Annotated in this window: 25 protein-coding genes and 1 pseudogene; 14 read left to right on the top strand and 12 right to left on the bottom strand. The window is 64.4% G+C overall.

Annotated elements, in window-relative coordinates:
- Positions 1 to 57 precede the first annotated feature (57 nt).
- Both ubiG and NLY44_RS18505 read left to right on the top strand, forming a co-directional pair.
- Positions 58 to 807: a bifunctional 2-polyprenyl-6-hydroxyphenol methylase/3-demethylubiquinol 3-O-methyltransferase UbiG gene (ubiG, locus tag NLY44_RS18500; RefSeq protein WP_023672976.1), complete on the top strand. Its 750-nt coding sequence runs from the start codon at positions 58 to 60 to the stop codon at positions 805 to 807.
- A 23-nt stretch (positions 808 to 830) separates the two neighbouring features.
- Positions 831 to 1163, top strand: a complete 333-nt coding sequence (locus NLY44_RS18505) for an MmcQ/YjbR family DNA-binding protein (protein ID WP_023685781.1) — start codon at positions 831 to 833, stop codon at positions 1161 to 1163.
- 87 nt (positions 1164 to 1250) lie between these two features.
- Here NLY44_RS18505 and NLY44_RS18510 read toward each other — a convergent pair whose 3' ends face one another.
- Positions 1251 to 2141, bottom strand: coding sequence for a DMT family transporter (locus NLY44_RS18510; RefSeq protein ID WP_023727011.1), 891 nt, complete (start codon positions 2139 to 2141; stop codon positions 1251 to 1253).
- Positions 2142 to 2242: 101 nt separating this feature from the next.
- Between NLY44_RS18510 and NLY44_RS18515 the strand changes: the two genes are divergently transcribed.
- Positions 2243 to 2728, top strand: coding sequence for a MarR family winged helix-turn-helix transcriptional regulator (locus tag NLY44_RS18515; RefSeq protein ID WP_023672979.1), 486 nt, complete (start codon positions 2243 to 2245; stop codon positions 2726 to 2728).
- A gap of 4 nt (positions 2729 to 2732) precedes the next feature.
- Here NLY44_RS18515 and NLY44_RS18520 read toward each other — a convergent pair whose 3' ends face one another.
- The 4 genes from NLY44_RS18520 to NLY44_RS18535 form a co-directional block, all read right to left on the bottom strand.
- Positions 2733 to 3158 carry a DUF1178 family protein gene (locus NLY44_RS18520; protein ID WP_023685783.1) on the bottom strand — a complete coding sequence of 142 codons (426 nt, stop codon included), beginning with the start codon at positions 3156 to 3158 and terminating at the stop codon, positions 2733 to 2735.
- Positions 3155 to 4021, bottom strand: coding sequence for a carbon-nitrogen hydrolase family protein (locus tag NLY44_RS18525; protein WP_023804565.1), 867 nt, complete (start codon positions 4019 to 4021; stop codon positions 3155 to 3157). The genes NLY44_RS18520 and NLY44_RS18525 overlap by 4 nt, the downstream gene beginning before the upstream one ends.
- A gap of 86 nt (positions 4022 to 4107) precedes the next feature.
- Entirely contained in the window at positions 4108 to 4389 is a 282-nt protein-coding gene (gene grxC, locus NLY44_RS18530; RefSeq protein WP_023804564.1) for a glutaredoxin 3, read from the bottom strand.
- A gap of 22 nt (positions 4390 to 4411) precedes the next feature.
- A complete protein-coding gene (locus tag NLY44_RS18535) occupies positions 4412 to 5197 on the bottom strand; it encodes a ComF family protein (RefSeq protein ID WP_198028940.1) in 786 nt (261 codons plus the stop codon).
- A 72-nt stretch (positions 5198 to 5269) separates the two neighbouring features.
- Here NLY44_RS18535 and NLY44_RS18540 point away from each other — a divergent pair, with 72 nt between their 5' ends.
- Entirely contained in the window at positions 5270 to 6142 is an 873-nt protein-coding gene (locus NLY44_RS18540; RefSeq protein ID WP_286454826.1) for a methyltransferase domain-containing protein, read from the top strand.
- Between the two features lie 12 nt (positions 6143 to 6154).
- Here NLY44_RS18540 and NLY44_RS18545 read toward each other — a convergent pair whose 3' ends face one another.
- The 5 genes from NLY44_RS18545 to argJ all read right to left on the bottom strand — a co-directional run bounded on the left by NLY44_RS18545 (position 6155) and on the right by argJ (position 9304).
- Positions 6155 to 6337: a Flp family type IVb pilin gene (locus NLY44_RS18545; RefSeq protein WP_023686678.1), complete on the bottom strand. Its 183-nt coding sequence runs from the start codon at positions 6335 to 6337 to the stop codon at positions 6155 to 6157.
- A gap of 127 nt (positions 6338 to 6464) precedes the next feature.
- Positions 6465 to 6773 (bottom strand): hypothetical protein, encoded by a 309-nt coding sequence (locus tag NLY44_RS18550; protein WP_023686679.1) that lies wholly within the window; start codon positions 6771 to 6773, stop codon positions 6465 to 6467.
- A gap of 97 nt (positions 6774 to 6870) precedes the next feature.
- A complete protein-coding gene (mutT, locus tag NLY44_RS18555; protein WP_023686680.1) occupies positions 6871 to 7287 on the bottom strand; it encodes an 8-oxo-dGTP diphosphatase MutT in 417 nt (138 codons plus the stop codon).
- On the bottom strand, positions 7284 to 8033 hold the full coding sequence (locus tag NLY44_RS18560; protein WP_023713717.1) for a GNAT family N-acetyltransferase: 750 nt from the start codon (positions 8031 to 8033) through the stop codon (positions 7284 to 7286). Before NLY44_RS18560 ends, mutT begins: the two co-directional genes overlap by 4 nt.
- A 29-nt stretch (positions 8034 to 8062) precedes the next feature.
- Positions 8063 to 9304, bottom strand: coding sequence for a bifunctional glutamate N-acetyltransferase/amino-acid acetyltransferase ArgJ (gene argJ / locus NLY44_RS18565; RefSeq protein WP_023672988.1), 1242 nt, complete (start codon positions 9302 to 9304; stop codon positions 8063 to 8065).
- Between the two features lie 169 nt (positions 9305 to 9473).
- Here argJ and NLY44_RS18570 point away from each other — a divergent pair, with 169 nt between their 5' ends.
- Positions 9474 to 10703 carry a caspase family protein gene (locus tag NLY44_RS18570; protein WP_023686681.1) on the top strand — a complete coding sequence of 410 codons (1230 nt, stop codon included), beginning with the start codon at positions 9474 to 9476 and terminating at the stop codon, positions 10701 to 10703.
- 139 nt (positions 10704 to 10842) lie between these two features.
- On the top strand, positions 10843 to 11430 hold the full coding sequence (locus NLY44_RS18575; RefSeq protein WP_023694003.1) for a TetR/AcrR family transcriptional regulator: 588 nt from the start codon (positions 10843 to 10845) through the stop codon (positions 11428 to 11430).
- A gap of 46 nt (positions 11431 to 11476) precedes the next feature.
- Here the strand turns inward: NLY44_RS18575 and NLY44_RS18580 are convergent, their stop codons facing one another.
- Positions 11477 to 12397 (bottom strand): peptidylprolyl isomerase, encoded by a 921-nt coding sequence (locus tag NLY44_RS18580; RefSeq protein WP_023804562.1) that lies wholly within the window; start codon positions 12395 to 12397, stop codon positions 11477 to 11479.
- A 244-nt stretch (positions 12398 to 12641) separates the two neighbouring features.
- Between NLY44_RS18580 and secA the strand changes: the two genes are divergently transcribed.
- Complete coding sequence (secA, locus tag NLY44_RS18585; protein WP_023804561.1) at positions 12642 to 15374, top strand: preprotein translocase subunit SecA; 2733 nt, start codon at positions 12642 to 12644, stop codon at positions 15372 to 15374.
- 218 nt (positions 15375 to 15592) lie between these two features.
- Here the strand turns inward: secA and NLY44_RS18590 are convergent, their stop codons facing one another.
- Positions 15593 to 18181, bottom strand: coding sequence for an ATP-binding protein (locus tag NLY44_RS18590; RefSeq protein ID WP_286454828.1), 2589 nt, complete (start codon positions 18179 to 18181; stop codon positions 15593 to 15595).
- A gap of 244 nt (positions 18182 to 18425) precedes the next feature.
- On the opposite strand from NLY44_RS18590, the gene NLY44_RS18595 reads away from it, so the two are divergent.
- The 7 genes and pseudogenes from NLY44_RS18595 to NLY44_RS18625 all read left to right on the top strand — a co-directional run bounded on the left by NLY44_RS18595 (position 18426) and on the right by NLY44_RS18625 (position 24525).
- Positions 18426 to 18698, top strand: coding sequence for a DUF4242 domain-containing protein (locus NLY44_RS18595; protein ID WP_023673765.1), 273 nt, complete (start codon positions 18426 to 18428; stop codon positions 18696 to 18698).
- Positions 18676 to 18981, top strand: a complete 306-nt coding sequence (locus NLY44_RS18600; protein WP_081731383.1) for a hypothetical protein — start codon at positions 18676 to 18678, stop codon at positions 18979 to 18981. The genes NLY44_RS18595 and NLY44_RS18600 overlap by 23 nt, the downstream gene beginning before the upstream one ends.
- Positions 18982 to 19133: 152 nt before the next feature.
- The gene (locus tag NLY44_RS18605) at positions 19134 to 19637 is read left to right on the top strand and encodes a hypothetical protein (RefSeq protein WP_023686685.1); all 504 of its coding nucleotides are present in this window, start codon (positions 19134 to 19136) and stop codon (positions 19635 to 19637) included.
- Between the two features lie 264 nt (positions 19638 to 19901).
- On the top strand, positions 19902 to 21305 hold the full coding sequence (locus tag NLY44_RS18610; RefSeq protein WP_023804559.1) for a lipopolysaccharide biosynthesis protein: 1404 nt from the start codon (positions 19902 to 19904) through the stop codon (positions 21303 to 21305).
- Positions 21305 to 22583: pseudogene (locus NLY44_RS18615) on the top strand (GNAT family N-acetyltransferase). Before NLY44_RS18610 ends, NLY44_RS18615 begins: the two are co-directional and overlap by 1 nt.
- Before the next feature lie 76 nt (positions 22584 to 22659).
- Positions 22660 to 23811: a YncE family protein gene (locus NLY44_RS18620; RefSeq protein WP_023704302.1), complete on the top strand. Its 1152-nt coding sequence runs from the start codon at positions 22660 to 22662 to the stop codon at positions 23809 to 23811.
- 138 nt (positions 23812 to 23949) lie between these two features.
- A complete protein-coding gene (locus NLY44_RS18625) occupies positions 23950 to 24525 on the top strand; it encodes a cation efflux transmembrane domain-containing protein (RefSeq protein WP_023673757.1) in 576 nt (191 codons plus the stop codon).
- Positions 24526 to 24867: the final 342 nt, after the last annotated feature.

The raw sequence follows: 24867 nt of genomic DNA on the forward strand, positions 1-24867 counted from the left end.
GTCCTTGACTTTCTTGCCCCGGCACCCGACTTCCTAGCGTCCGAGGAGACCCGCCCCATGCCAGAGGCCCGACGATCGACAATCGATGCCGGAGAAGTGGAACGCTTTTCCGCGCTTGCCGCCGAATGGTGGAACCCGAACGGCAAATTCCGTCCGCTGCACAAATTCAACCCGGTCCGGCTTGCCTATATCCGGGACCAGGTGGCGGCGCGCTTTGGCCGCGATCCGCGGGCGGCGCGGCCGTTCGAAGGCCTGCGTTTCCTCGATATCGGCTGCGGCGGTGGGTTATTGTGCGAGCCGATGGCAAGGCTTGGCGCCGAAGTGGTCGGCGCCGACGCCTCGGCAACCAACATCGAGGTGGCGAAGCTGCACGCGGCCGAAGGCGGCGTGACGGTGGATTATCGCGCTACGACCGCTGAGGATTTGGCCGATTCCGGCGAGAAATTCGACGTCGTCCTCAACATGGAAGTTGTCGAGCATGTTGCCGATGTCGACCTGTTCATCGGCAAGTGCGGCGAGATGGTCAAGCCCGGCGGCATCATGTTCGTGGCTACCATCAACCGCACGCTGAAGGCACTGGGCCTGGCCATCATCGGCGCCGAATATGTGCTGCGGTGGCTGCCGCGCGGCACCCACCAGTTCGGCAAGCTGGTGCGGCCCGAAGAGCTTGAAAAGGCGCTCGGCAGCGCCGCCATGACCATCATCGACCGTACCGGCGTGACCTACAATCCTCTCGCCGACCGCTGGGCACGCTCCAAGGACATGGACGTCAACTATATGGTGCTGGCGGAAAAACGATCGGTCTGAACGAAGGGGCGGCCGTGGACACTATGAGGGCCCGAGAGCTGGCGCTCGATCTGCCCGAAACGGTCGAGCAATCGCATTTCGGCAAGGCTGACTTCCGCGTCCGCAACCGTATCTTCGTCTCGCTGCCCGAAGCCGACCGTGCTGTCGTCAAGCTCGACCGCGACCAGCAAGAGATGATGGCCGCGGCTGAGCCATCGGTTTTCAGGCCCGTGACAGGCGGCTGGGGCCAAAAGGGATGGACGTCGATTATGCTCGAAGCCTGCGACGAACAGACATTCCGCAGCGCAGTTCGGACGGCCTGGCGAAACGTCGCCCCGCCGGCGCTACGGAAGCGCCTCGACGCGAGCCAAATTTGAGCTTGAGCAGTTCGAGCAAAGTGTGAAGCGGTTTTCCCGGGAAAAGCGCATAGCGCTTTGCCTAGGGAATTGCGTAAACCAAAGACCCTATGCCTTCTGGCTCTGCGCCTTGGTGGTGATGATCACGCCGATGGTGATGATCACCGCGCCGGCCCAAGTCAGCAACTGGTAGTGCTCGCCGAGGAAGATGGTTCCGGCAAACAGGCCGACGGCCGCCGCCACATAGCCGATCTGGCTGAGATAGACCGGACCGCCCACGGCCTGCAGCCGGAAGAAGAAGGCAAACATCGCCGAGGCCGAAGCGACTTGCGCCACGACAACCAGCGGCACGGCCCTGAGCGGGGCGAAAGCGCCAACGCCGAACAGCGTGAGAATGCCGATCAGCAGCAGCGTCGCCGAGGCCAGGTGGCTGCCGACGGCCAGTTCGATCGGACCGGTGCCTTCGGGCCAGTCGACGGTGCGATAGATATTGCCGGCGGCAAGGCTGACCGGGATCAAAAGTCCGACCAGTACCCAGAAGAAATCGGCCGGCTGGCCGGCCTCGCCGCGAGTCACCGCCACCATGACCGCGCCGATGAAGCCGACGGCGATACCGATACTGCCGAGCATATTTGGCCGTCGAACGCCAAGCAGGATCGAAAACACCAGTGTGATGACCGGCGACAGCGTGAACATGATGCCGGTATAGCCGGCGCCGAGATGCGGGATAGCCGAAAACATCAGCAGATTGGGCACGGCGTAGGACACGGCGGCGGTGATGAAGAAATAGCGCAGTCTGTGCGAGGTGAGCCGCATGCGCTCGCCGTTCGCGAGCAACGCGCACAGCAGCACGCCCCCGGCGCCGAACGAGATAACGAAGGCCCAGACCATGGCCGGAACGCCGGCAGCCGTCGCCAGCTTGCCGAACGGCAGGGTCAGGCCGAGCAGGCCGCCGGTGACGACCAGCAGGCCAAGCGCCGATTCCCAGAGAAATTTCATCGGATGGTCCCGTCACTCACTTGCGGCACTGGGTCGAAACTGTATCTTGAGGTAGCATACCACAAAGATTCTTAACGTCAAGATACTTAGCGGTGAGACAGATGGATCGCGCGGCAAAGGCGGTGGAGCAATGGAAGCGGGAACGGCCGGACCTGGAGGTGTCGCCAATGCTGGTGCTTGGGCGGCTGAACGAAGCCTCGTCGCTAATCGCCCGCGAGCGCCTCGCCCCGCTGTTTGCCCGTTTCGGGCTGCAGGCCGGCGAATTCGATGTGCTGGCGACGCTGCGCCGCTCCGGCCAGCCCTACGCGCTGACACCGACCGCTCTATACGAGGCGACGATGGTGACCTCTGGGGCCATGACCAACCGGCTCGACCGGCTGGAGAAGGCCGGACTGATCCTGCGCGGCCCGCACCCCAACGACCGGCGTGGCATTGTCGTGCAACTGACCGAAAAAGGTCTGGCCTTGATCGACGAAGCCCTGACCGCCCACGTCGCCAACGAGCATGAAATCCTCGCCGGGCTCACCGGCACGGAGCGGGGGGCACTGGCTCAGTTGCTTGGCAAATTGATCGATAGCGCCAGCTGATCGCTCAATTGCGCTCCTCGGGAAAACTCGGGATCGGCATGAAATCGATGCCATCCTCGGCCAAGCTCTTGGCTTCGTCCAACGTCGCCTCGCCATAGATGCCGCGCGCATCGCTCTCGCCGAAATGGATCTTGCGCGCTTCTTCGGCAAACTTGTCGCCGACATAGTCGGCATTCTCGCGCACCTTCTCGGCCATCGCCTTCAGTTGCGCCAAAGCCTGCTTCTGGGTTTCGCCCATGGCCAGCGCAATTGTTTCCTGCTTCCGCGCGGTGGAGACGGCTGGCGCCATCAGCGCCTTTTGCACCTTGTGCGAGCCGCAGCTCGGGCAATCGACGAAGCCGCGCTTCCTCTGCGTGTCGAAATCGTCATTGCTGCGAAACCAGCCCTCGAATTCGTGCTCGTGCTCGCAGATCAGGGCAAAGCGGATCACGAAGCCGCGCCCCTGAGCCGCGGCACTTCAGCCGTGCCGGCATTGACGGCAAAATCGCGCGCATTCCTAAGGTTGGGGATTTTTTTGCGCGCGGCCGACGACTGTGCGGTATCGATCTCGCCGATAATCACGCCCGGCTCGGCATGGACGGCCTCGGCGATGATGCGACCCCACGGGTCGACGATCAGCGAATGGCCATAGGTCTCGCGGCCGTCCTCATGCAGGCCACCTTGTGCTGCAGCAACCACATAGGCGCCGTTCTCGATGGCGCGGGCTCGCAGCAGCACATGCCAGTGCGCTTCGCCGGTCTGGCGGGTGAAGGCGGCAGGCACCGACAAGAGGTCGGCGCCGGCCATCGCCTCGGCGCGGAACAGCTGCGGAAAGCGTAGATCGTAGCAGACGGCAAAGCCCAGCCTGGCGCCGTCGATCTCGGTGACGACCGCTTCGGTGCCCGGCTCATAGGCGGCGGATTCGCGCCAGCTTTCGCCATTGTCGAGATCGACGTCGAACATGTGGATCTTGTCATAGGTGGCGAGCGTCGCGCCATCCGGCCCAAACAGCAGCGCCCGGTTGGCGAGCTTGCCGTCGGCGCGCAGGATGGCGGTAGAGCCAATATGCAAGAAGACGCCGAGTTCGCTGGCGAGCTTGCGCGCGGTCGCCACGACGATGTCCTTGTCTTCCGAGGTGAAGGAAGCAGCCCTGGCTTCCTTGTCGCGAATCAGCGCTCCGGTCATTTCCGGGGTCTGGATGTAGGTTGCACCGAGGCCTGCCGCCTCGCGAACCAGCCGTTCGAGATCGACCGCGTTGCGCTCGGGGCTCTCGCCCGAACGCATCTGGATCGCCGCCGCCTTGAAAACACCCATCGTCACGTCCTCTTTGAGCAATTCCAGGAAAAGTGTGTACCGGTTTTCCGTCCGAAATTGCATAAAAACAAAGACATAGAGCGGCCCTACGAACCGCTCTTTGTCGTCGAGCCGTTGGCAAGCAGCCTGTCCAGCTGGCCCCGCGCCTCCAATTCGTGGAGGTCGTCGGAGCCGCCGACATGCGTGTCGCCGATGAAAATCTGCGGAAAGGTCGAGCGGCCATGCGCCCGCGAAATCATTTCCTGGCGCAATTCCGGCGAAAACGAAGCGTCATGCTCGGTGTAAGCGACGCCCTTGCGTTCGAGCAGCCGCTTGGCCGCCGCGCAATAGCCGCACATCATACGGGTGTAAATCGTCACATCGAGCATCGGTCCGTGCCTTTCCTCGACCTTATATAGTCGCGGACTCGTCGGCCCGAAAGTCCCCCGGCAGGCCACGCGCGAAGGTCAGCACATCGACCGCTCCGGCGCCGCCCTTCTTCAGCGCCCTGGCGACCGAGCGTACGGTGGCGCCGGTGGTGTAGACATCGTCGACCAGAAGCACGCGGCGCCCAGTGATCTCGATTTCGGCTTCCGCAGGCACACGGAAGGCGGCGCGGACATTGGCCTCGCGCTCCTGCCGCTCCAGCCCGACCTGCTGGCGCGTGAGCTTGACGCGCCGGACCGCCGAGGGCGAGAAAGGCAGCCCGCTAAGCTGCGCAACCGCCCTTGCCAACTCCGCCGACTGGTTGAACTGCCGGCGAAAGAAGCGCCGCCAGTGCAGCGGCACCGGTACGACGACATCGGCGTCTGCAATTAGCTCAGCGCCGGCGCGCAGCATCCAGCGCGCCATCCACGGCGCCAGATCGGTGCGATCCTGGTATTTCAGACCTTGCACCATCTGGCGGGCGACACCTGAATAGGCCACGGCCGCCCGCGCCCGCTCGAACGGCGGCGGATCGGCGATCGCCTCGGCCGACAGGAATCCCTCGCCCATATCGTGCGTGAATGGCGTGCCCATCACCGCGCACCATGGCCGCTCCAGCAGCCTGAGTTTCGGCCAGCAGGCACCGCACAAAACGCCGGGTTGCGAGACGTGCCTGCGACAGCCGGCACAGACCGGCGGGAACAGCATCCGCGCCGGCCAGTCCAACATGGCCAGTTTCAACATGGTTTGAGCGAGGCTCTTGATCTCCATCACCGGATCGGCCACGTGGTTTTGACGTCCGCGCCAGGATATCACTAGACGGACAAACAGGGATGTCTACCGTTGCAGCCGATCATCGATACTGAACTTTGGCTGGTGCGCAAGCGCAGGGCGCTGGCCCACCCCGTAGCCGGCGCGGATTTTCTGATGCGGCGGGCGGCGGAAGACCTTGCCGACCGGCTCGGCGCGGTCGAGCGGAAATTCGGCAAGGCCGCGGTGCTGTTTTGCCAGACGCCGGACGCAACGGACGTGGTCGCTGCAAGCGGCAAGGCAGCGGAGATCGTGCGCGTCGAGGCAGATCCAGCGTTTCTGGACGGCCGGCCAGGGCTGATAGCACCGCTGGAAACAGTGCCGTTCCAGCCGGAAAGCCTCGACCTCGTCGTTTCACTTCTGTCGTTGCAGGCGATGAACGACATTCCCGGCATGCTGGTGCAGATCCGCCGCGCTCTGCGGCCCGACGGGCTTTTCCTCGGCGCCTTTGCCGGCGCCGGCACGCTTTCCGAATTGCGCGAAAGCCTGCTCGCCGCCGAGACCGAACTCTGTGGCGGCGCCAGCCCGCGTGTCATCCCCTTCACCGATGTTCGCGACGCCGGCGCACTGCTGCAGCGCGCCGGACTGGCGCTGCCGGTGGCCGACGTCGAAACGGTGACCGTCCGCTACGATACCCTCTTCGACCTCATTGCCGATCTCAGGGCGATGGGCGAAACCAGCGCGCTGACTGATCGCAGCCGGCGACCGGGAGCGCGAAAGCTTTTTACCCGTGCCGCCGAAATCTATGCCGAACGCTTTTCGGACGCTGATGGCCGCATCAGGGCAAGCTTTTCCATCGTCTGGATGTCGGGCTGGGCGCCCGATGCCTCGCAGCAAAAGCCCTTGAAACCGGGTTCGGCGAAGGTCTCGCTGAAGACGATACTGGAAAACCCCGGCGGGCGGTGACGGCGCTCCGGATCAATGCTTGGCGAAGGCGTTTGCGAGCCTGCTGTTGTTGTCGCTGAACAGAAACTGGATCGCATTGCTGGCCTTGCCGACACCCCCGACGATGGCAAGCGACAGCACCGCAACGATCAGGCCATATTCAATGGCCGTGGCGCCTGTTTCGTCCTGCAAAAATCGGCGCAGCAATGGCTTCATGATCGTCGATCCCTCTCATCCCCGACCATATCGCCGACCTGTTAAGAAAGGTTAACGGCACAAGCTTAACAGGCTGTGAAATGGGCCTGCGTTGAGGAAGTTCTCAAGCTGGTGTCGACCTTGTTGGTCAGCAGTCGCCGCTGCGTTGGCCGTCGGCGCGGATGATGCAGACTGAGTTCGGTGAGGGCTGCAGCACGCTTCTGCGCAGCGTATAGGTGGCCCGCGAGCCGATCGAACCCGTGCTCATCGGGTCGAGACCGCCTGCAAGAGCATCGCGGCTGGATGATCGCGTCTGGTTGTCCAGCACGGGGACCGCGATCAGCGCCAGCGCCACTGCGGCCGAGCCGAACAACAGCGTGACGCGCAATAAGCCGACGCCGGCGGCGCGAAAGCTGCGATCTGGCCGGATCGAGTCCCATTCCCTGTCGAGGCTCATGCAATCGCTCCCCGCGAACCCGCTTTGCCGCAATTTTTCACGACGAGATAAATCTTCCATTAACGCTGGCTAGATCAGACCGCGAAATGGCTTTGTATCACAACAGGTCGATGAGGAACTGGATCAGCGGCGCGTCGGCCGGCGGCATGGGATAGTCGCGCATCTGCTTTGGCCGCACCCATTTCAACGCCTGCCCTTCCCTGGGCTGCGCGATGCCGCGGAAGCGGCGGCAGACGAACAGGGGCATCAGGAGATGGAAATCATCATAGGAATGGCTGGCGAAGGTGAGCGGCGCCAGGCAAGGAATGTCAGTCTCGATGCCGATTTCTTCCTGCAGTTCGCGGATCAGGCATTGTTCCGGCGTCTCGCCTGGCTCTACCTTGCCGCCGGGAAATTCCCACATGCCGGCAAGCTGTTTGCCCTCGGGCCGCTGCGCCAGAAGCACCCGCCCATCGGTATCGACCAGCGCGCACGCGGCGACCAGCAGCAGGCGTTTGCCGGTGATCTCGCTCATGCGCCCGGCGGCCGGCGATAGTGGTAGCGATAGACTTCGTCGAAGCCCAGCGAGCGATAGAGCGCCAGCGCCGGCGCATTGCCGGCCTCGACCTGCAGCCAGGCTTCGCGAGCGCCACGCAGCCTCGCCCACTTCAGCGCCGACAGGATCAGGTTGCGGCCATGGCCCTGATTGCGCGCCGACTTGGCGGTGGCGATCTCGAACAGACCGGCAAGATCGCCGTCATGGACGCAGATCAGCACCGCCAGAGGGTCGGCCCCTTCCTCCAGCGCAAACAGCCCGACTTCGGGTTGGATAGCGCCGATGATTTCCGAAAGACCGGGCCGCAGCGATGCATCCGAGCCGCTGACCTTGAGCGACGCGCCGAGAAAGCGGCTGATATCCTTCAGCGGAATCTGGTCCATGGCCGGCGCCAGTTGCGCGTCCGCCAGCGGCAGCCGCATCACCAGGGATTCGTCGAATGTGCTCCAGCCCTCATTGTCGAGATGCTTGGCCAGGTCCGGCCCCGACAGCGGCGAGATGCGGAAGGTCAGCGGCCTGCCATAGGCGTCGAAGCGCCGGCTGGCGCGGCCGATGCGCTCGGCAATGTGCTGGGTGTCGCCGGGATCGAGCGGGTTGACCGAGTTCAGCCGCTTGGCCGGATGGCCGGCTGTCAGCCGCACCACCCAGGTGCCGTCATAATGCACGGCCGCCGCCGGCCAGGCGCGAAACCCCGCAGCCTCGTAGCGGCGCACGATGGCGAGCATGCTTGCCGGATGCCTGGAAGCCAACTCCATCAGCTCCGGTAATCGCCATTGATGGCGACATATTCCTTGGTGAGGTCGCAGGTCCACACCGTCGCCTTGCCGCGGCCGATACCGATATCGGCGCGGATGCGAATGTCGTCGCGCTTCATATAGGCCGAGGTCGCTTCCTCGGAGTAGCCCGGGTCGCGTTCGCCCTCATGCGCCAGACGGTTGTCGCCGAACCAGATCGACAGCCGGTCGCGATCGGCCGGCTCGCCGGCCTTGCCGACGGCCATGACGACGCGGCCCCAATTGGCGTCCTCGCCGGCAACCGCCGTCTTGACCAGCGGCGAATTGGCGATGGAAAGCGCGATGCGCTTGGCCGAGCGCGCCGATTTGGCGCCGGTAACGGTGACTTCGACCTGCTTGCGGGCGCCCTCGCCGTCGCGCACCACTTGCAGCGCCAGCGATTTGAGCACCTTGCCCAGCGCCCGGCGGAACGCGCCGAGACGCGCATCCTTGGGATCGCTGATGGCGGGCGCGCCGCGCTTGGCAGCGGCTCCGGTGGCGAACAACAGCAGCGTGTCGCTGGTCGAGGTGTCGCTGTCGACGGTGACGGCGTTGAAGGTCTTGGCCGTGCCGCGCGACAACAAGTCCTGCAGCACGGGGGCGGCGATCGGCGCATCGGTGGCGATGAAGGACAGCATAGTCGCCATATCGGGCGCGATCATGCCGGCGCCCTTGGAGATGCCATTGATGATGACGTCGGTGTCGCCGAGCTTGACCGTCGCTGTCGCCACTTTCGGATAGGTGTCGGTGGTCATGATGGCCTTTGCGGCCTCGGTCCACAGATCCGGCTTGCCGTCCTTGACCAGTCCGGCGAGCAAATGGCTGAATTTGGTGGTGTCGAGCGGCTCGCCGATTACCCCGGTAGAAGCGAGGAACACTTCGCCTGGCGTGCAGCCTGCGGCCTTGGCCGCGGCCTCGCCGGTCAGTTGGGTGGAGGCGCGGCCCTTCTTGCCGGTGAAGGCGTTGGCGTTGCCGGAATTGACGACCAGCACCCGTGCCTTGCCGGCGCCAAGGTTCTCGCGGCAGAAGTCGACCGGCGCCGAGGGGCATTTCGACTTCGTGAACACGCCGGCAACCGCTGTGCCGGCATCGAAGACCATGGCCAAGAGGTCGGTACGGTTCTTGTACTTGATCCCGGCCTCGGCGGTGGCGATGCGCACGCCCTCGATGGCAGGCATTTTGGGATATTTCTTCGGCGCGAGCGGCGAAATCGTTGCGGACATTGGAGACCTCGGGCGAGGGAAAAACGCTGGGCGAAGGCCGGTTTGCCCGATAGCACGGCCCGGCGCAAGGGCGTTTTCTTGGCCGCCGCTGTCGGCAAGCCACCAGGGATTAAGCTTGCATTTCAAATCCGTTGGCGTCACCGGGGCCTCTGGCGTTATGATATCGGCCATGGGCAGGCTGGTGATCTTGGCGGTGGCGTTTATGGGGCTTTTGCTCCTGAGCGCCGATGCGCAGCCGGAACGGCGCGTGGCGCTGGTCATCGGCAATGGCACCTATGCCGAAGCCGGCACGCTCACCAATCCGGTCAACGATGCGCTCGATATTGCCGGCAAGCTCCGCTCGATCGGCTTCGACGTCATCGAGGGCAACGATCTCGGCAAGCGCGAACTCGAGCGCAAGATCGGCGAATTTTCCGATGCGCTGGAAGGTGCGGGCGTCGGGCTTTTCTATTACGCCGGCCACGGCCTGCAGGTGGAAGGGCGCAACTACATCGTGCCGGTCGACGCCCGGCTCGACATGCCGGTCAAGCTGCAGCTCGAAGCCGTGCCGATCGACGAAGTCCTCGACATCATGGAGCAGCAGACCAAGGTCAGCCTGGTCTTTCTCGATGCCTGCCGCAACAATCCCTTTGCCCGCAGCCTGAGCCGCACCGCCACCACGCGCTCGGCAACGGCGCTTGCCGGTCTGGCGCAGTTCGATTCGACCCGCGGCTCCTTCATCGCCTTCTCGACGGCGCCAGGCGCTGTCGCCATGGACGGCACCGGACGCAATTCGCCGTTCGCCGCCGCCCTGCTGCGGCACATGGCCGAGCCCGGCCAGAGCATCAACGACATGATGATCGCGGTGCGCCGCGACGTGGTCTCCGAAACCCGCGAGGGACAGCGCCCATGGGAACAGGGTTCGCTGCTCGAACGGTTTGAGTTTGTGCCCGGCGGCGAAACGGTTGCACAGCCGAAGCCCGCCGTCCCCCCGGCGCCCGAAACAAAGGTTGCGGCACTCGAACGGTCTGTAGGCGACGACAAGACCGCAATCGAGAAATTCCTGCGCGACGACTATCTTGCGCCCGATGCCGCGGCGATCGGCGAGACCGTCAAGCGGCTCTATGCGCCTTCCGCCACCATCTTCGGCACGCGCTATGACAGCGACGCCGTCGTCAAGCTCAAGACGGACTGGTTCGCGCAATTTGCATCCTGGTCGTTCAGTCTCGAGCCCGGCAGCCTCAATGTGACGCCGCAGGGCGAGAATCGCGCCGAAGCCGTGTTCGCGATGAGCTACGACTATATGTCGAAAGACAAATCGGCGGCGCGCATGACCGGCAAGGCACGAGTCACGCTTGGGCTGGTGAAGAGCGACGGCCAGTGGCGGATCGCCTCGGAAACCTCGCAAGCGATGAACTGAAAATCCCCGCGCAGGGCGAATGTGAGGCCTGCTTCTACAAGCGCTGGAAACGGGCCGTTTCGTTTGCCTGCCAGCTCACCTATATTGCCGGCGAGATTGTTGGCCAGGATTGCCGGCGAGATTGTTGGCGAGGACAGACATGGGCGAGGATCCGGCCCGCAGATCGATCGGGGCGCGGCGCAACCCAGACAGCGCCGAGGCCATTCTCGAGGCCGCGGAGGCGGTGCTGGTCGAGGCCGGCTATGCCGGCTTCTCCATAGAGGCCGTGGCGCGGCGGGCGCGCGCCGGCAAACCCACGATCTATCGCTGGTGGCCGAGCAAGGCGGCCCTGCTGCTGGAGGTCTACAAGCGGCAAAAGCGTGTCGACGTCCCCGATACCGGCAGTCTCGAAGACGACCTCGTCGGTTTTCTGAGGAACCTCTTCGCGCATTGGCGCGACACATCCTCGGGCAGCGTATTCCGCTCGCTGATCGCCGAGGCCCAGTCCGACGAAGCGGCGGCCGCGGCCCTGACTGGCTATGCCGATGGGCGCGTGTCCCACACCGCTCGGATCATCGAGCGCGCCAAGGCGCGCGGCGAGGTTGCGGCCGATATCGACGCAGCGCTGGTCGCCGACCTCATCGCTTCCTATGCCTGGAAACACCTTTTGACCAACCGGCTGGACGAAGATGAGGCGACAATCCGTGCCACTGTCCGCTATGTGATGTCCGGCATCTCCCGCAATTGAAAAGGGCGCCGAACGGCGCCCTTTGCATGTTTTTTCGGTGCCGGCCTTACTTGCCGGCTTCCATCGTGTCGACGGCCTTCTTCAGATTGGCGTCGGGGATTTCAACCTTTGCGGCGCCGCGCAGCTGCTTGACCAGTGCGAAATACTTGTCGCGGATCACCGCCTGCTTGGCCTGGTCCTTGACGTCGTCGAAGGCCGGCGGCTGTTTGGTGCGCTTGTCCTCGAGCTTGATGACATGCCAGCCGAATTGCGTTTGCACCGGCTCCTTGGTGTATTTGCCGATTTCGAGCGCAACTGCCGCCTTGTCGAATTCCGGCACCATCTGCCCCGGGCCGAACCAGCCGAGATCGCCGCCATTGGTCTTGCCCGAGGGATCGCTGGTATGCTCGTTGGCGAGCTTCTGGAAGTCGGCGCCGCCATCGAGCTGCTTGATGATCGCCTCGGCCTCTTCCTTCGTCTTCACGAGGATGTGACGGGCATGAATCTCATTGACCGGCGGCGTGCTGGCGATTTCCTGGTCGTAGCGGGCGCGCACCTCGGCATCGGTAACCTTGTCGACGACGCCCTTCTCGACCATCTCGCCATGCAGCGCGCGCTGCTGCAGGAACGCCATGCGGCGCTGGAATTCGGGATCCTTGTCGAGCCCGGTAGCGACCGCCTGGGCGGCCATGACGCGGATTTCGATGGCCGCCGAAAGGGCCGCGGCGCGGCGCTGCTCGGGTGGCAACTGCGAGAACTGCTGCGACAGCTCGCCCTCGGCAAGCCCAAGGTCCGCCTCGGTCAGCTTCTGGCCATTGACTGTAGCGATAACGGTGTTCGGATCGACGGGGGCTGCCGCCGGCGCTGCTGCGGCATCGGCCGGGGCGGGAGCGGCTTCCTGGGCCATCAGCGGAGACAGCGACAGGGCCGACAGGCCGAAAGCCAGGCCAAGGCTGGCGAGCGACGCACGGCGAAACAGTAGGGACATCAAGATTAACTCCAAGGGGGGATTGGTAGGGCTTGCAGATCAGCCGGATTGTGGCGGAATTTGGCGCTGCCCATAGGGCTAACGCGGCGTTGACATCAGTTGAGCCCCCTCTTATCTGTCCAACGACTTTGCGTCCAGAACCGTTTTCCGGGCGCTTTTTGTGTTTGTCCGCGTTTCACGCGGAATTGATGGGGCCGGCCGGCGCTCATCTCAAAATTGAGAATTCTATCGAAAGGACCATCGGATGGTCAGTCTCGGCGGTCTCGCCCGTAAGGTTTTCGGTTCCTCCAACGATCGTCGCGTAAAATCGACCCGGCCGCGTGTCGAGGCGATCAACGCCATGGAAAACGAGATGCGGGCGCTGTCCGACGCCGAGCTTCAGGCCCGCACGGAAAAATTCCGCCAGGATATCGCCAACGGCGCCACGCTCGATGACCTGCTGGTGCCGGCCTTCGCCACCGTCCGCGAGGCATCCCGCCGCGTGCTCGGCATGCGCCCGTTCGACGTGCAGCTGATCGGCGGCATGGTGCTGCACAATGGCGGCATCGCCGAAATGCGTACCGGCGAGGGCAAGACCCTGGTCGCCACCCTGCCCGTTTATCTCAACGCGCTTGCCGGCAAGGGCGTCCATGTCGTCACCGTCAACGACTACCTTGCCACCCGCGACTCCGAATGGATGGGCCGCGTCTACAAATTCCTCGGCCTCTCGGTCGGCGTCATCGTCCATGGCCTGTCCGACGAGGAACGCCGCGTCGCCTACGCGTCCGATGTTACCTATGCCACCAACAACGAGCTCGGCTTCGACTATTTGCGCGACAACATGAAGTATGAGCGCGCGCAGATGGTGCAGCGCGGCCACAATTACGCGATCGTCGACGAAGTCGATTCCATCCTGGTCGACGAGGCGCGCACGCCGCTGATCATTTCCGGTCCGCTTGAGGACCGTTCGGAAATGTACAACACCATCGATGCCTTCATGCTGCAGCTCGGCCCAGCCGACTACGAGATCGACGAGAAGCAGAAGACCTCGATCTTCACCGAGGAAGGCACCGAGAAGCTGGAAAACCTGCTGCGCGCGGCCGGCCTGCTCAAGGGCGAGTCGCTCTATGACGTCGAGAACGTCGCCATCGTCCACCACGTCAACAACGCGCTGAAGGCGCACCGGCTGTTCCAGAAGGACAAGGACTACATCGTCCGCAACGACGAGATCGTCATCATCGACGAATTCACCGGCCGCATGATGCCGGGCCGCCGCTATTCGGAAGGCCTGCACCAGGCGCTCGAAGCCAAGGAGCATGTGGCGATCCAGCCGGAAAACCAGACGCTGGCCTCCGTCACCTTCCAGAACTACTTCCGCCTCTACAAGAAGCTTTCCGGCATGACCGGCACGGCGCTGACCGAGGCCGAGGAGTTCGGCAACATTTACGGCCTCGAAGTCACCGAGATCCCGACCAATCTGCCGGTCATCCGCAAGGACGAGGACGACGAGGTCTACCGGACGGTCGAGGAGAAGTACAAGGCGATCGTCAAGGAGATCAAGGAAGCGCGCGCCAAGGGCCAGCCGACGCTGGTCGGCACCACCTCCATTGAAAAATCCGAGCAACTGGCCGAGCGCCTGCGCAAGGAAGGGTTCAAGGATTTCGAGGTGTTGAACGCCCGCCACCACGAGCGCGAGGCCGCCATCGTCGCCCAGGCCGGCAAACCCGGCTCCATCACCATCGCCACCAACATGGCGGGACGCGGCACCGACATCAAGCTCGGCGGCAACGCCGAGATGCGCATCGAGGACGAACTGGGCGACATGCCTGCTGGTCCCGAGCGAGAGGCGCGCGAAAAGGAAATCATTGCCGATGTCGAGCGCCTGAAGGAAAAGGCGCTAGCCGCCGGCGGCCTCTACGTGCTCGCCACCGAGCGCCATGAATCGCGCCGCATCGACAACCAGCTCCGCGGCCGCTCCGGCCGCCAGGGCGACCCCGGCCGTTCGAAATTCTTCCTGTCGCTGCAGGACGATCTGATGCGCATCTTCGGCTCCGAGCGCATGGACGGCATGCTGCAGAAGCTTGGCCTCAAGGAAGACGAGGCCATCATCCATCCGTGGATCAACAAGGCGCTGGAAAAGGCGCAGAAGAAGGTCGAAGCGCGCAACTTCGACATCCGCAAGAACCTGTTGAAATACGACGACGTCTCGAACGACCAGCGCAAGGTGGTGTTCGAGCAGCGCATCGAATTGATGGACGGCGAAGGCCTGTCCGAGACGATCGCCGAGATGCGCGAAGGCGTCATCGAGGAGATCGTCACCAAGAACATCCCCGAAAACGCCTATGCCGAGCAGTGGAACGTCGCCGGCCTCAAGGCCGAGGTCGCCGAATTCCTCAATCTCGACCTGCCGGTCGAGGACTGGGTCAAGGAAGAAGGCATTGCCGAGGACGACATCCGCGAGCGCCTGACCAAGGCCGCCGACGACGCCGCCAAGGAGCGCGCCGAGCGCTTCGGCCCAGACGTGATGAGCTATGTCGAACGCTCGGTGGTGTTGCAGACGCTCGATCATCTGTGGCGCGAGCACATCGTCAACCTCGACCATCTGCGTTCGGTCGTCGGCTTCCGCGGCTACGCCCAGCGCGACCCGCTGCAGGAATACAAGAGCGAGGCGTTCGAGCTGTTCCAGGCGCTGCTCGGCAATCTGCGCCAGGCCGTCACCGCGCAATTGATGCGCGTCGAACTGGTCCGCCAGGCCGCCGAAGCGCCGCCGCCCGAAGCGCCTGAAATGTTCGGCAGCCACATTGACGGCACCACGGGCGAGGACGATTTCGAGGGTGGCGAGACCGCACTTCTGGTCCGCCAGGAGAGCAACGCCATCGTCGCTCCAGAAGACCGCGATCCGAACAACCAGGCGACCTGGGGCAAGATCGGCCGCAACGAAGCCTGCCCCTGCGGCTCCGGCAAGAAATACAAGCACTGCCACGGCGCGTTTGCCTGATTTCGAAGGCTAGGTCGGCGGGACAACACCCCCCTCTGGCCTGCCGGCCTCCCCCTCAAGGGGGAGATCAGCAGCTTCGGCGCCGTAACTTCTTTCAATTTCGACAATTGGCGAAAGCCACAGTGACAGCCAATCTCCCCCCTTGAGGGGGAGATGTCCGGCAGGACAGAGGGGGGTGCGAAGGATCGCGACCTCTCGGTCCAACCCTCGTCAAAACCTCACAACAACCCCGAATCGCGCGCCGCCGCCGTCGCTTCGCCGCGCGAGACCGCGTCCAGCTTGCCCAGCACCGCCGAGACATGGTGATCGACCGTCTTTGGCGAAATCGTCAATTGCTCGGCGATCCGCTTGTTGGAGAGGCCGCGTTCGATCAGCTGCAGCACCTGCATCTGGCGCAAGGTGAGGCCGGCGAGGTTGGCGCGCGTCGAGCGGCGCGGGCCGCGGGCGATGCCGCCAACGCCGTTCTTGCGCATGATATCGCGCAGGCGCTGGGCTGCCGGCCTTGCCCCCAGGCCGTCGAAAATATCCAATGCCAGCCGCTGCCCCTCGTCGTCGCCGAGGATGAGCGCCAGTCCGCGCTCGTATGGCGCATTCAATTCGGACCAGAGTGCCGAAGCCGAACGCCAGTCGCCGGTCAGGAGCAGCCGGTATGGTGTCGCCATCTCGGCGGTGTCGCCGGCCGGCATATCGGGAGAGAGCAATGTTCGCCACAGAGCCAGCTCACCGACATGGGCACGCGAGCGCACCGGCGTTTCGGCGCGGGTGATCAGCGCCAGCGCCTCTTGCCTGTCGGCCAGGCCCAGCCATGCCTGCTCCGCCATCAGCGCCGCGTAAGAGCTCAGCATCTGCAGGTCGCCGCCGCTTCCGACCAGACGCGCCATTTCGGCGAACAGCGGCTCGGCCGAGGGATCGCCGCGCCTCAGGCGCAGTTTCGCCAGTGCCAGCAGCGCCGGAAACCGGCCCACGGTGGTTGTCCGCTCATTGTCGATGACATCGCTTGCCGTCGCGGCGGCCTCATCCCATTGGCCCTGACGCAGCTGCACATCGGCCAGCATGCCCCTGAGATAGTCGCGCCAGGTGCCGAGGTCGTTCTCGGTGCAATAGTGGATGCCGCTCTCGAGCACCGGACGTGCCGCGTCGTAGCTCATCTGGGTGATCTCGAAACAGGCGCGGTTGGTGAAGGCGCGCGCGGCATGCTCCTGGAAATTGCCCTGGAGCGCAATTTCAAGGCTTTGGTCGAGGCGCAGGCGTCCCGCATCCGGATTGAGCCACTGCTCGACGCAGCCGACATTGTTGAGGGCATGCGAGGCGATGTCGGGACGGTTCATCCGCGCAGCCAGCGCCGCTGCCTTCTCGCCATAGAACAGTGTGTCCTCCACCCTCTCCGACAGCATCGCCAGATGCGAAAGGTTCGAATAGGCCATGGCGAGTTCGGGGCCGGCGGGAGCCGCTTCCAGCATCGCCACAGCCTCGGCGCCGAAGGCGGCCGCCGCCTCGCGGTCATCGCCCATTTCGCTCAGCCGGGAGAGCCATCTCAGGCTGTCGCCCTCCTTCAGCCTGTTGCCGTCTGCCTGATGCAACCGGCGCGCCTCGCCCTGCGCTGCAAGCGCGTCGTCGATCTTGCCGATGAGATGGCACTCGAACGCATGGCTTTCGTAGAGCGCGGCGCGGTCAATCACCGGCAGGCTGTCGGCCTGCTGCAAGGCGATCTCGTAATAGCCGGCGGCATCGCGATGGGCGCCGACGCGCGACGCCTCGCGCGCGGCGATCGGCGCAAGTTCGCGCACCGCCGCCAGATTGTGCGCCTCGACCGCATGATGCACCAGGCGGCCTGTGGAGACGTCGCCATTTTCGAGCAGTGCCGCCAGCGCACGCTGGTTGAACTGCCGCCTGTGCGACGTCGTCAGCATCATTTCGATGGCGCGTCGCGCGATGTCGTGGCGGAAGGCGTAGCCGTCGCCCAGATCGTCGAGCAGCCCGTTGGCGACACACTCGGCCAGTTGGCCGGCGCTGGCGACGCCGCACAGGCCCTGCAGGGCCCAGGCGTCGGCGCGGCGCGGAAACACCGACACCGCGTCGAGCATTGCGCGGGCGCCTGGCGACAGCCGTTCAGCCCGCGCCAACACGGCGTCGCGCACGCTTGCCGGCAGCGCCGTTTCGTTTTCGGCCGACAGCAATTCGGTGACGAAGAAGGCATTGCCGGCGGTCGCCCGGTAGATGGCGTCGCCATCGCGTCCGGCCGCATCGGCGAGCGACAGCACGGCCGCCTGGCTGAGCAGCGGCACGTCGATGCGCGCCACGCTGCCGGCCGGGATTTCGCCCAGGGCGCGGCGCACCCGCATCTGTCCCTCGCTGCGGTCGGTGCGCGCCGTCAGCAACAGCAGGATGTGGGTGTTGACGATACGCCGGCCGAGGAAGCGCACGAAATCGAGCGTCGCATCGTCGGCCCAGTGCAGGTCTTCGATGATCAGCAGGCACGGCCCCTTGGCCGCAAAAGCGTCGAGCGCATCGGAAAACAGCGGCAGTCTCTGCCCATGCCGGGCGTCGATTGCGCGCGGCAGCGCCCATTGCGCCTCACGGGCCAGATCGTAAAGCGGCCCCAGCGGATCGGGGATCGACAGATCCTCGCAAGCGCTGCGCAACGTCGCCGCGCTCTCTCCGACACGGGCCGCGAATGCCTCGACAAGCGCCGTCTTGCCGGCGCCGGCCTCCCCGGCCAGCACGGCGACGCGGCCATGGCCGCCTATTGCATCGCCAAGCAGGCTCTCCAACTGCTGCAGCTGCGTCTGCCGTTCCAGAAGCATCATTGTCATCGTCTCACAGGATCGGAGTTTTCCCACCATGGCGGGCCGCTCACGATTAGCCCGTGAAGAAAGCGACGCAATGTGACTTTGCACACATTGCCGTGCCTCTTTCCACAAAGAACGACGCCAATATAGGGAATCGTCCCGTCCAATATGGGGAATCGTTCCGATGCGCGGGCCGGGCGGGCGTGGTCAACGTCCAGCCGCGCTCCGATCGAGCGTGAACCAATGGAAAAGGAAACCTTCCATGCCTCGCTACCTGATTGAACGCACATTTCCGGACGGCCTCAACATACCGATGACCGACATCGGCGCCAGCGCGGTGGGCGGCGTCGTCATGCGCAATGCCGAAAAGGGCGTCACCTGGATCCAGTCCTTCGTCACGCCCGACAAGAAGCACAGCTTCTGCATCTACGACGCGCCGACGCCCGAAGCGATCCGCAGCACCGCTCAGAAAAACTCGCTGCCGGTCGACAAGATCACGGAGGTGCGGGTTCTTGACCCTTACTTTTACCTCTGATCCTGCGTTCGGTCGCCACGGTGATGAGCATCAAACTGTCCTTCGCGGCCATGGCGAACTGCCTGATGGCCTGCCGCTCGGTGGAATCGGGCCTGTCCTGGGAAAGACCGGCCGGCCAACCTCCGTGCTCGGCCGTCTATGGCGGTTCGCGTCGAAGCTGCCTGCGTATCTGTCTGAAAGGCGGCGCTTGCCCCCGGAAGGCGACTATCTGAGGCGCGACATCGGGCTATCGGAGCGGGACGTCCCGCAGGAATATTGGCAATATTACTTTTGGGATCGTTGATTTTTCACGGTTTTTAAGGGCTGCGGCCAAAGCCCGGCAACGGAAGCCGCATCGCATGAACCGGGACGGACAAACCAAATCCTAAACCAACGCCGCAGGCGTTTCGGCATCGGCCGCCGTCGCCTCAAGCGTCAACAAACGAACGGAAGACCATGACCAAAATGCTTTGGACGACACGCTTCGCGGCTTTCGCCGCCATCTCGATCGCGGCGGGTGCGGCCGCCCAGGCGCACGACGCCAACCCGTTGGCCGAAAAGGTGCGCGCAGCCAACAGCCGCTTCGAAAATGTGGCAGCCGCCACCGCCGAAGGCTATGCCCCCATCCCTTGCGCCAGCGGCATCACCGGCGGCGCCATGGGCATCCACTATGTCAACGGCGCCTATCTCAAGGACGATGCCGTCGATGTCGCCAAGCCCGAAGCGGTGATGTACGAGCCGACGGCCGACGGCAGCCTGAAGCTGATAGCGGTCGAATACATCACCTCGAAGGGCCCGGCCTCGCTCGAAGGCCAGCTGTTCAACTTCAACAGCGCCCCCAATCGCTACGGCCTCGGCCCGTTCTACGAACTGCACGTCTGGGCATGGAAACAGAACCCGACGGGCGCCTTTGCCGACATGAACCCGAACGTGTCGTGCGACGCCATGAAGGGGATGTAACGCCTCACATGTGACACCTCGGGCACCGGACATCCGGTGCCTGGCCATCCCCCTTGGCGGGGGAGGGGCGAGCGAAACGCCGACCGGCTCCCCAGTCTTCCCCGGCGTTCGCTCGCCTTTTATTATGCCCCGGCATACGATGACGCACCTTGCACACGCGGCCGTCCTTGGCCCCTCGGCGCACCCGCACCTGCCCACCCTTTCTTAAGGTGTTTCGGATACATCGAAAGCTTGGAAACAGGCGGAAAACGGAGAGACATCGGGGTGCGCTTTTCCGCGGCGACGACGGCCGGGCGGTTCTTGCCGCAGCGCTTGGCGTTGCGCATGAGGCCGTTGCTTGGCCGCATCGATGCGGTGCTGTTCACCGCCGACGAACGCGGCGAAGCCGGCCGCATGTCGCTGATCGCCTTTGCCATCCGCATCGTCAGCGCCGTCATCGCCTTCATCAGCCAGGTGCTGATGGCGCGCTGGATGGGCTCGTTCGAATACGGCATCTTCGTCCTCGTCTGGGTGACGATGGTCATCGTCGGCAACCTCGCCTGCCTCGGCTTCCACACCTCGGTCATCCGCTTCATCCCCGAATATCGCGAACGCAACATGCTGGCCGAGCTGCGCGGCATCGTGGTCGCCAGCCGCCTGTTCGTGCTGATTGCCTCGACCGCGATCGCCGGACTTGGCGCACTGGGCGTCTGGCTGTGCGCGAACTGGATCGAGAGCTACTATGTGATGCCCTTCATCCTCGGCCTGTTCTGCCTGCCGATGATCGCCATGGGCGATCTGCTGCAAGGCCAGTCACGCGCCAATTCCTGGGCGTTGTTTGCGTTGTCGCCGACATATCTGGTGCGGCCGGTGCTGATCCTGGCGCTGATGGCGCTGATGCTGGCAATGGGCTATGCGCCCGACGCCAGGACAGCGATCTTCGCTTCGATCGCCGCCACCTACGCCACCACGCTCGGCCAGCTCATCGGCGTGACCACGCGCATGGGCAGGAATATCCCGGCCGGGCCGATGAAGGTGCATTTCGCCGAGTGGTTCATCGTCTCGCTGCCGATCTTCCTGGTCGAGAGCTTCTTCTTCCTGCTCACCAACGCCGACGTGCTGATGGTCGGCGCCTATCTCCAGCCCAATGACGTCGCCGTCTATTTCGCCACCGTCAAGACGCTGGCGCTGGTGCATTTCGTCTATTTCTCCGTCAAGGCCGGCGTTGCCCAGCGCTATGCGCAGTTCACCCATGGCGAACCGGAAAAGCTCGCCGCCTTCGCCCGCGAGACCGTGTCGTGGACGTTCTGGCCCTCGCTGCTTATGGCGCTGCTGGTGCTGGCGCTCGGCGAGCCGATGCTGGTGCTGTTCGGCCCCGAATTCACCGCCGGCTATCCGCTGCTGTTCCTGCTGGTGTTCGGCGTCGTGGCGCGCGCCGCCGTCGGCCCTTGCGAAAGCCTTCTGACGATGAGCGGCAACCAGAACATCTGCGCCGCCGTCTATGCCATGACGCTGGCCTTCAACATCGGCCTCAACGTGGTGCTGATCCCGCTCTTCGGCCTGTGGGGGGCGGCGATCGCCACCAGCCTCGCCATGGTCTTCGAAGCCAGTGCCCTGTCCTTCACCGTCTGGCGCAAGCTCGGCATCGTCATGCTGATCTTCGTGCCCGCAGCCAGGGGAGCCGCCTGATGGCCGCCATCCCGCTGATCGAGGAAACCAGCGGCGGTCCGGCCGGCGCCATGGTGTCGGCCTTGCCGGCCTGGCGCGCGACGCCGATCCGGCGCATCTCGAGATCCTCGCCAACAACCGGCCGCTGCGCAAGCTGGCGATCTATCCGGCTTCGGCCGGCTTCGAACTGGTCGAGGAACTCGACTATCTGTGCACCCGCACGATCGAGCCCAACGTCTTCTTCAACCCGCGCTTTCTGGCGCCGGCCATGCCCCGGCTGGAAGATCGCGAGGTCAAGCTGGCGGTGATCCGCGACGGCGACGAATACCGCAACCGGCTGCGCCTGCTGGTGCCGTTCTCGGTCGAAAGGCCGGCCGTGCCGCTCGGCGTTCCGGTGATGCGCACCTGGTCGAGCCCGTTCGGCCCGATCGGCACACCGCTGGTCGACCACGACGACCCGATCGGCGTCGTCGAGGATTTCTTCGGCATGCTGTCGCGGCCGCATCTCAAGCTGCCGAAGGTCTTCGTGCTGCCCGACATGCGCCTTGACGGCCCATTGGCCAGCGTGCTGGCCACCGTTGCCGAGACGCGCGGCCTGACAATGGTCACCACCGGCAAGGCGGACCGGCCGGTGCTCGAAAGCACCCTCGACGGCGAGGCCTATTTGAAAGCATCGCTGCGCGCGCACCACTACCGCGAATTCCGCCGCCTGAAACGGCGCCTGGGGGATCTCGGCAGGCTGGAGCATGTCGTGGCGCGGGACCGGACGAAATCCGCCACGCCATCGAAAGTTTCCTGACGCTGGAGGCGGCCGGCTGGAAGGGCCGCGAGCGCACCGCCATGGCCATCGACCGCTACCGCGCCGCCTTTGCCCGCGAAGCCGTGCACCGGCTGGCCGAGCACGACATGTGCCGCATCCATTCGCTGACGCTGGACGGCCGCACAATCGCCTGCCTGGTCGTCTTCGTCGAGGCCGGCGTCGCCTACACCTGGAAGACCGCCTATGACGAGACGCTGGCGACCTATTCGCCGGGCACGCTGCTGATGATCGAGGTGACCAGGCAGCATCTCGACGACCCCAACATCATGATGACCGATTCCTGCGCCGTGCCCGACCACCCGGTGATGAGCCGGCTGTGGAGCGAGCGCAAGCCGATGGGCTCGCTGGTGATCGGGCTGACGCCGGATGCCGACCGCCTCGCCCGCCAGGCCGCCTCGCAGCTGCATCTCTACCGCGAGACCCGCAACATGGCCCGCCTGCTGCGCAACCGCGTGAAGAGTTTGCTGGGACGGCGATAGCCACTGGATCAACGGCAAGACACCAGCTATGGGTCGGCGCGGCAATTTCGGCCGGCCTTCACGACAAGCCATCCTGATGATCAGAACCTTTTTGCGTCACGCCGGTCCCCGTGCGGCCTTTTCGCTGCTTGCACTGCTGCCTGTCCGCGCCTGGGCCGATAGCTGTCCCGAGGATTGCAGCGAGCCCGCGCCGTCCATCAACATCTACAGCCACACCGCCGCCAGCTATCTCAGCCCGGCCACGCTGGGTGCACTGCCGCGCGTCTATGTGCCGAACCGCTCCTCCAACAGCGTCACGGTGATCGACACCATGACACTCAAGGAAGTCGACAGGTTCCCGGTCGGCAGCAAACCGCAGCACGTCGTGCCGTCCTGGGACCTGAAGACGCTCTGGGTCGCCAACAATGGCACCGGCAAGAACGGCAGCCTGACGCCGATCGACCCGATGACCGGCAAGCCCGGCCCGCAGATCGCCGTGGACGATCCCTACAATTTGTATTTCATGCCGGGCGCGGCCATCGTCGTCGACGAAGCCCTGGAGCGGCTCGATTTCCGCGATCCTCACACCATGGCGCTAATGTCGAGCCTGCCGACGCCCACTTGCCCCGGCATCAACCACGCCGAATTCTCGGTCGACGGGGCCTACGCGATCTTCACCTGCGAATACGGCAATGGCGGATTGGCAAAGATCGACCTGAAGAACCAGAAGGTGCTTGGCCATCTCGACTTCTCGAAAATGGGCATGCCGCAGGACATCCGCCTCTCGCCCGACGGCAAGGTTTTTTACGTCGCCGACATGATGAATGACGGCGTGTTCCTCGTCGATGGCGACAGTTTCAAGGAAATCGGCTTCATCCCGACCGGCATCGGCGCCCATGGCTTCGTCGTCAGCCGCGACGGCAAGCGGCTCTATGTCTCGAACCGGGGCTCGCACAAGATGGAGCAGGGCCAGGCAAAGGGACCGGGCAGCGTGACGGTGATCGACTTCGCTACCCGCGCGGTCGTCACGCAATGGCCGATCCCCGGCGGCGGCAGCCCCGACATGGGCAACGTCAGCGCCGACGGCAAACAACTATGGCTGTCCGGCCGCTTCGACAGTGCCGCCTACATGATCGACACGACATCAGGCGCGGTGACCAAGTTTCGGGTTGGCTCAGAGCCGCACGGCCTGACGGTGTGGCCACAGCCGGGGCGGTATTCGCAAGGGCATACGGGGAATATGCGCTAAGTCCGTGTTCGAGGCGCGGCTCGAACGCAAAAGGTCGCAAGGGCAACCGCCATCGGCCGGGACCCGGAACGAGCAGGGGCTTTCCTTGGAAACCGCGAAGCTGTAGCTCCACACACTGGTTTCGGATACTGCCAGAAGATGAACCTTCGCCGCATCGTCCTCATCGTCGCGCTTCTCAATCTTGCCTATTTCGGGATCGAGTTCGCTGTGGCGCTCGCCATTGGATCAGTGTCCCTGTTCGCCGACAGCATCGACTTTCTTGAAGATGCTTCCGTGAACCTCCTTATCCTGCTCGCACTTGGGTGGTCTGTGCGCTCCCGTGCGCGGGTGGGGATGGCATTGGCGCTCATCCTTCTCATGCCGGGTCTGGCAACGCTCTGGACGGCTTGGGAAAAGTTCAACGTGCCGGTGCCGCCGCAGCCCATCGCCTTGACCTTGGCGGGACTTGGCGCCCTCGCCGTCAACCTGTCCTGTGCCTACATGCTCGCCGCGCACCGGCATCGTGGCGGCAGCCTCACAAAGGCGGCCTTCCTGTCGGCCCGCAACGACGCCTTGGCCAACATCGCCATTATTGCCGCAGGGTTGGTCACGGCCTTGCTCTGGCATTCCGCGTGGCCCGATTTGGCGGTGGGATTGGGGATCGCGGTCATGAACGCCGACGCGGCCCGGGAAGTGTGGGAAGCTGCCCGTGAAGAACACCGTGCGGCGGCCTGAGAGCACGTAGAGCGGGGCTACCGGCCGCCGCTGATTGGCGCTATCGCTGTCATCCTCAGCAGCCGCGGTTGGCTCTGTGTTCGAGGCACTGTTCGAACCCGGAGGGTTCGCAAGGGCGACCGCCCGTCGGCCGGTCAGGCCGCCCCATCGGAGCCCGTGAGCGAAGCGAACTGGCGTGAGATAAAAAATGGTGCCCCTAGCCGGGGTCTCCACGCTGGATCGAACTATCGCTCCAGACCGGAATTTGGCCTTTTAATTCAATATCTTACGGGTCGACCGCCCCCCGAGGCGCGAATGCGTTGATGTACCTCAATGGGTATCAAATGCTGTACCTCAGCGTCA

Source organism: Mesorhizobium sp. C089B (assembly GCF_030323125.1).
In the GTDB taxonomy this organism is placed as follows: Bacteria; Pseudomonadota; Alphaproteobacteria; order Rhizobiales; family Rhizobiaceae; genus Mesorhizobium.

Coding starts and splice junctions, on each gene's coding strand:
- NLY44_RS18580 (WP_023804562.1), bottom strand. CDS start 12,397: ATGTCCCTACTGTTTCGCCGTGCGTCGCTCGCCAGCCTTGGCCTGGCT.
- mutT (WP_023686680.1), bottom strand. CDS start 7,287: ATGAGCGAGATCACCGGCAAACGCCTGCTGCTGGTCGCCGCGTGCGCG.
- NLY44_RS18625 (WP_023673757.1), top strand. CDS start 23,950: ATGAACCTTCGCCGCATCGTCCTCATCGTCGCGCTTCTCAATCTTGCC.
- NLY44_RS18525 (WP_023804565.1), bottom strand. CDS start 4,021: ATGGGTGTTTTCAAGGCGGCGGCGATCCAGATGCGTTCGGGCGAGAGC.
- NLY44_RS18535 (WP_198028940.1), bottom strand. CDS start 5,197: ATGGAGATCAAGAGCCTCGCTCAAACCATGTTGAAACTGGCCATGTTG.
- ubiG (WP_023672976.1), top strand. CDS start 58: ATGCCAGAGGCCCGACGATCGACAATCGATGCCGGAGAAGTGGAACGC.
- NLY44_RS18510 (WP_023727011.1), bottom strand. CDS start 2,141: ATGAAATTTCTCTGGGAATCGGCGCTTGGCCTGCTGGTCGTCACCGGC.
- NLY44_RS18515 (WP_023672979.1), top strand. CDS start 2,243: ATGGATCGCGCGGCAAAGGCGGTGGAGCAATGGAAGCGGGAACGGCCG.
- NLY44_RS18605 (WP_023686685.1), top strand. CDS start 19,134: ATGACCAAAATGCTTTGGACGACACGCTTCGCGGCTTTCGCCGCCATC.
- NLY44_RS18505 (WP_023685781.1), top strand. CDS start 831: ATGAGGGCCCGAGAGCTGGCGCTCGATCTGCCCGAAACGGTCGAGCAA.
- grxC (WP_023804564.1), bottom strand. CDS start 4,389: ATGCTCGATGTGACGATTTACACCCGTATGATGTGCGGCTATTGCGCG.
- NLY44_RS18595 (WP_023673765.1), top strand. CDS start 18,426: ATGCCTCGCTACCTGATTGAACGCACATTTCCGGACGGCCTCAACATA.
- argJ (WP_023672988.1), bottom strand. CDS start 9,304: ATGTCCGCAACGATTTCGCCGCTCGCGCCGAAGAAATATCCCAAAATG.
- NLY44_RS18545 (WP_023686678.1), bottom strand. CDS start 6,337: ATGAAGCCATTGCTGCGCCGATTTTTGCAGGACGAAACAGGCGCCACG.
- NLY44_RS18590 (WP_286454828.1), bottom strand. CDS start 18,181: ATGATGCTTCTGGAACGGCAGACGCAGCTGCAGCAGTTGGAGAGCCTG.
- NLY44_RS18620 (WP_023704302.1), top strand. CDS start 22,660: ATGATCAGAACCTTTTTGCGTCACGCCGGTCCCCGTGCGGCCTTTTCG.
- NLY44_RS18560 (WP_023713717.1), bottom strand. CDS start 8,033: ATGCTCGCCATCGTGCGCCGCTACGAGGCTGCGGGGTTTCGCGCCTGG.
- NLY44_RS18570 (WP_023686681.1), top strand. CDS start 9,474: ATGGGCAGGCTGGTGATCTTGGCGGTGGCGTTTATGGGGCTTTTGCTC.
- NLY44_RS18575 (WP_023694003.1), top strand. CDS start 10,843: ATGGGCGAGGATCCGGCCCGCAGATCGATCGGGGCGCGGCGCAACCCA.
- NLY44_RS18550 (WP_023686679.1), bottom strand. CDS start 6,773: ATGAGCCTCGACAGGGAATGGGACTCGATCCGGCCAGATCGCAGCTTT.
- secA (WP_023804561.1), top strand. CDS start 12,642: ATGGTCAGTCTCGGCGGTCTCGCCCGTAAGGTTTTCGGTTCCTCCAAC.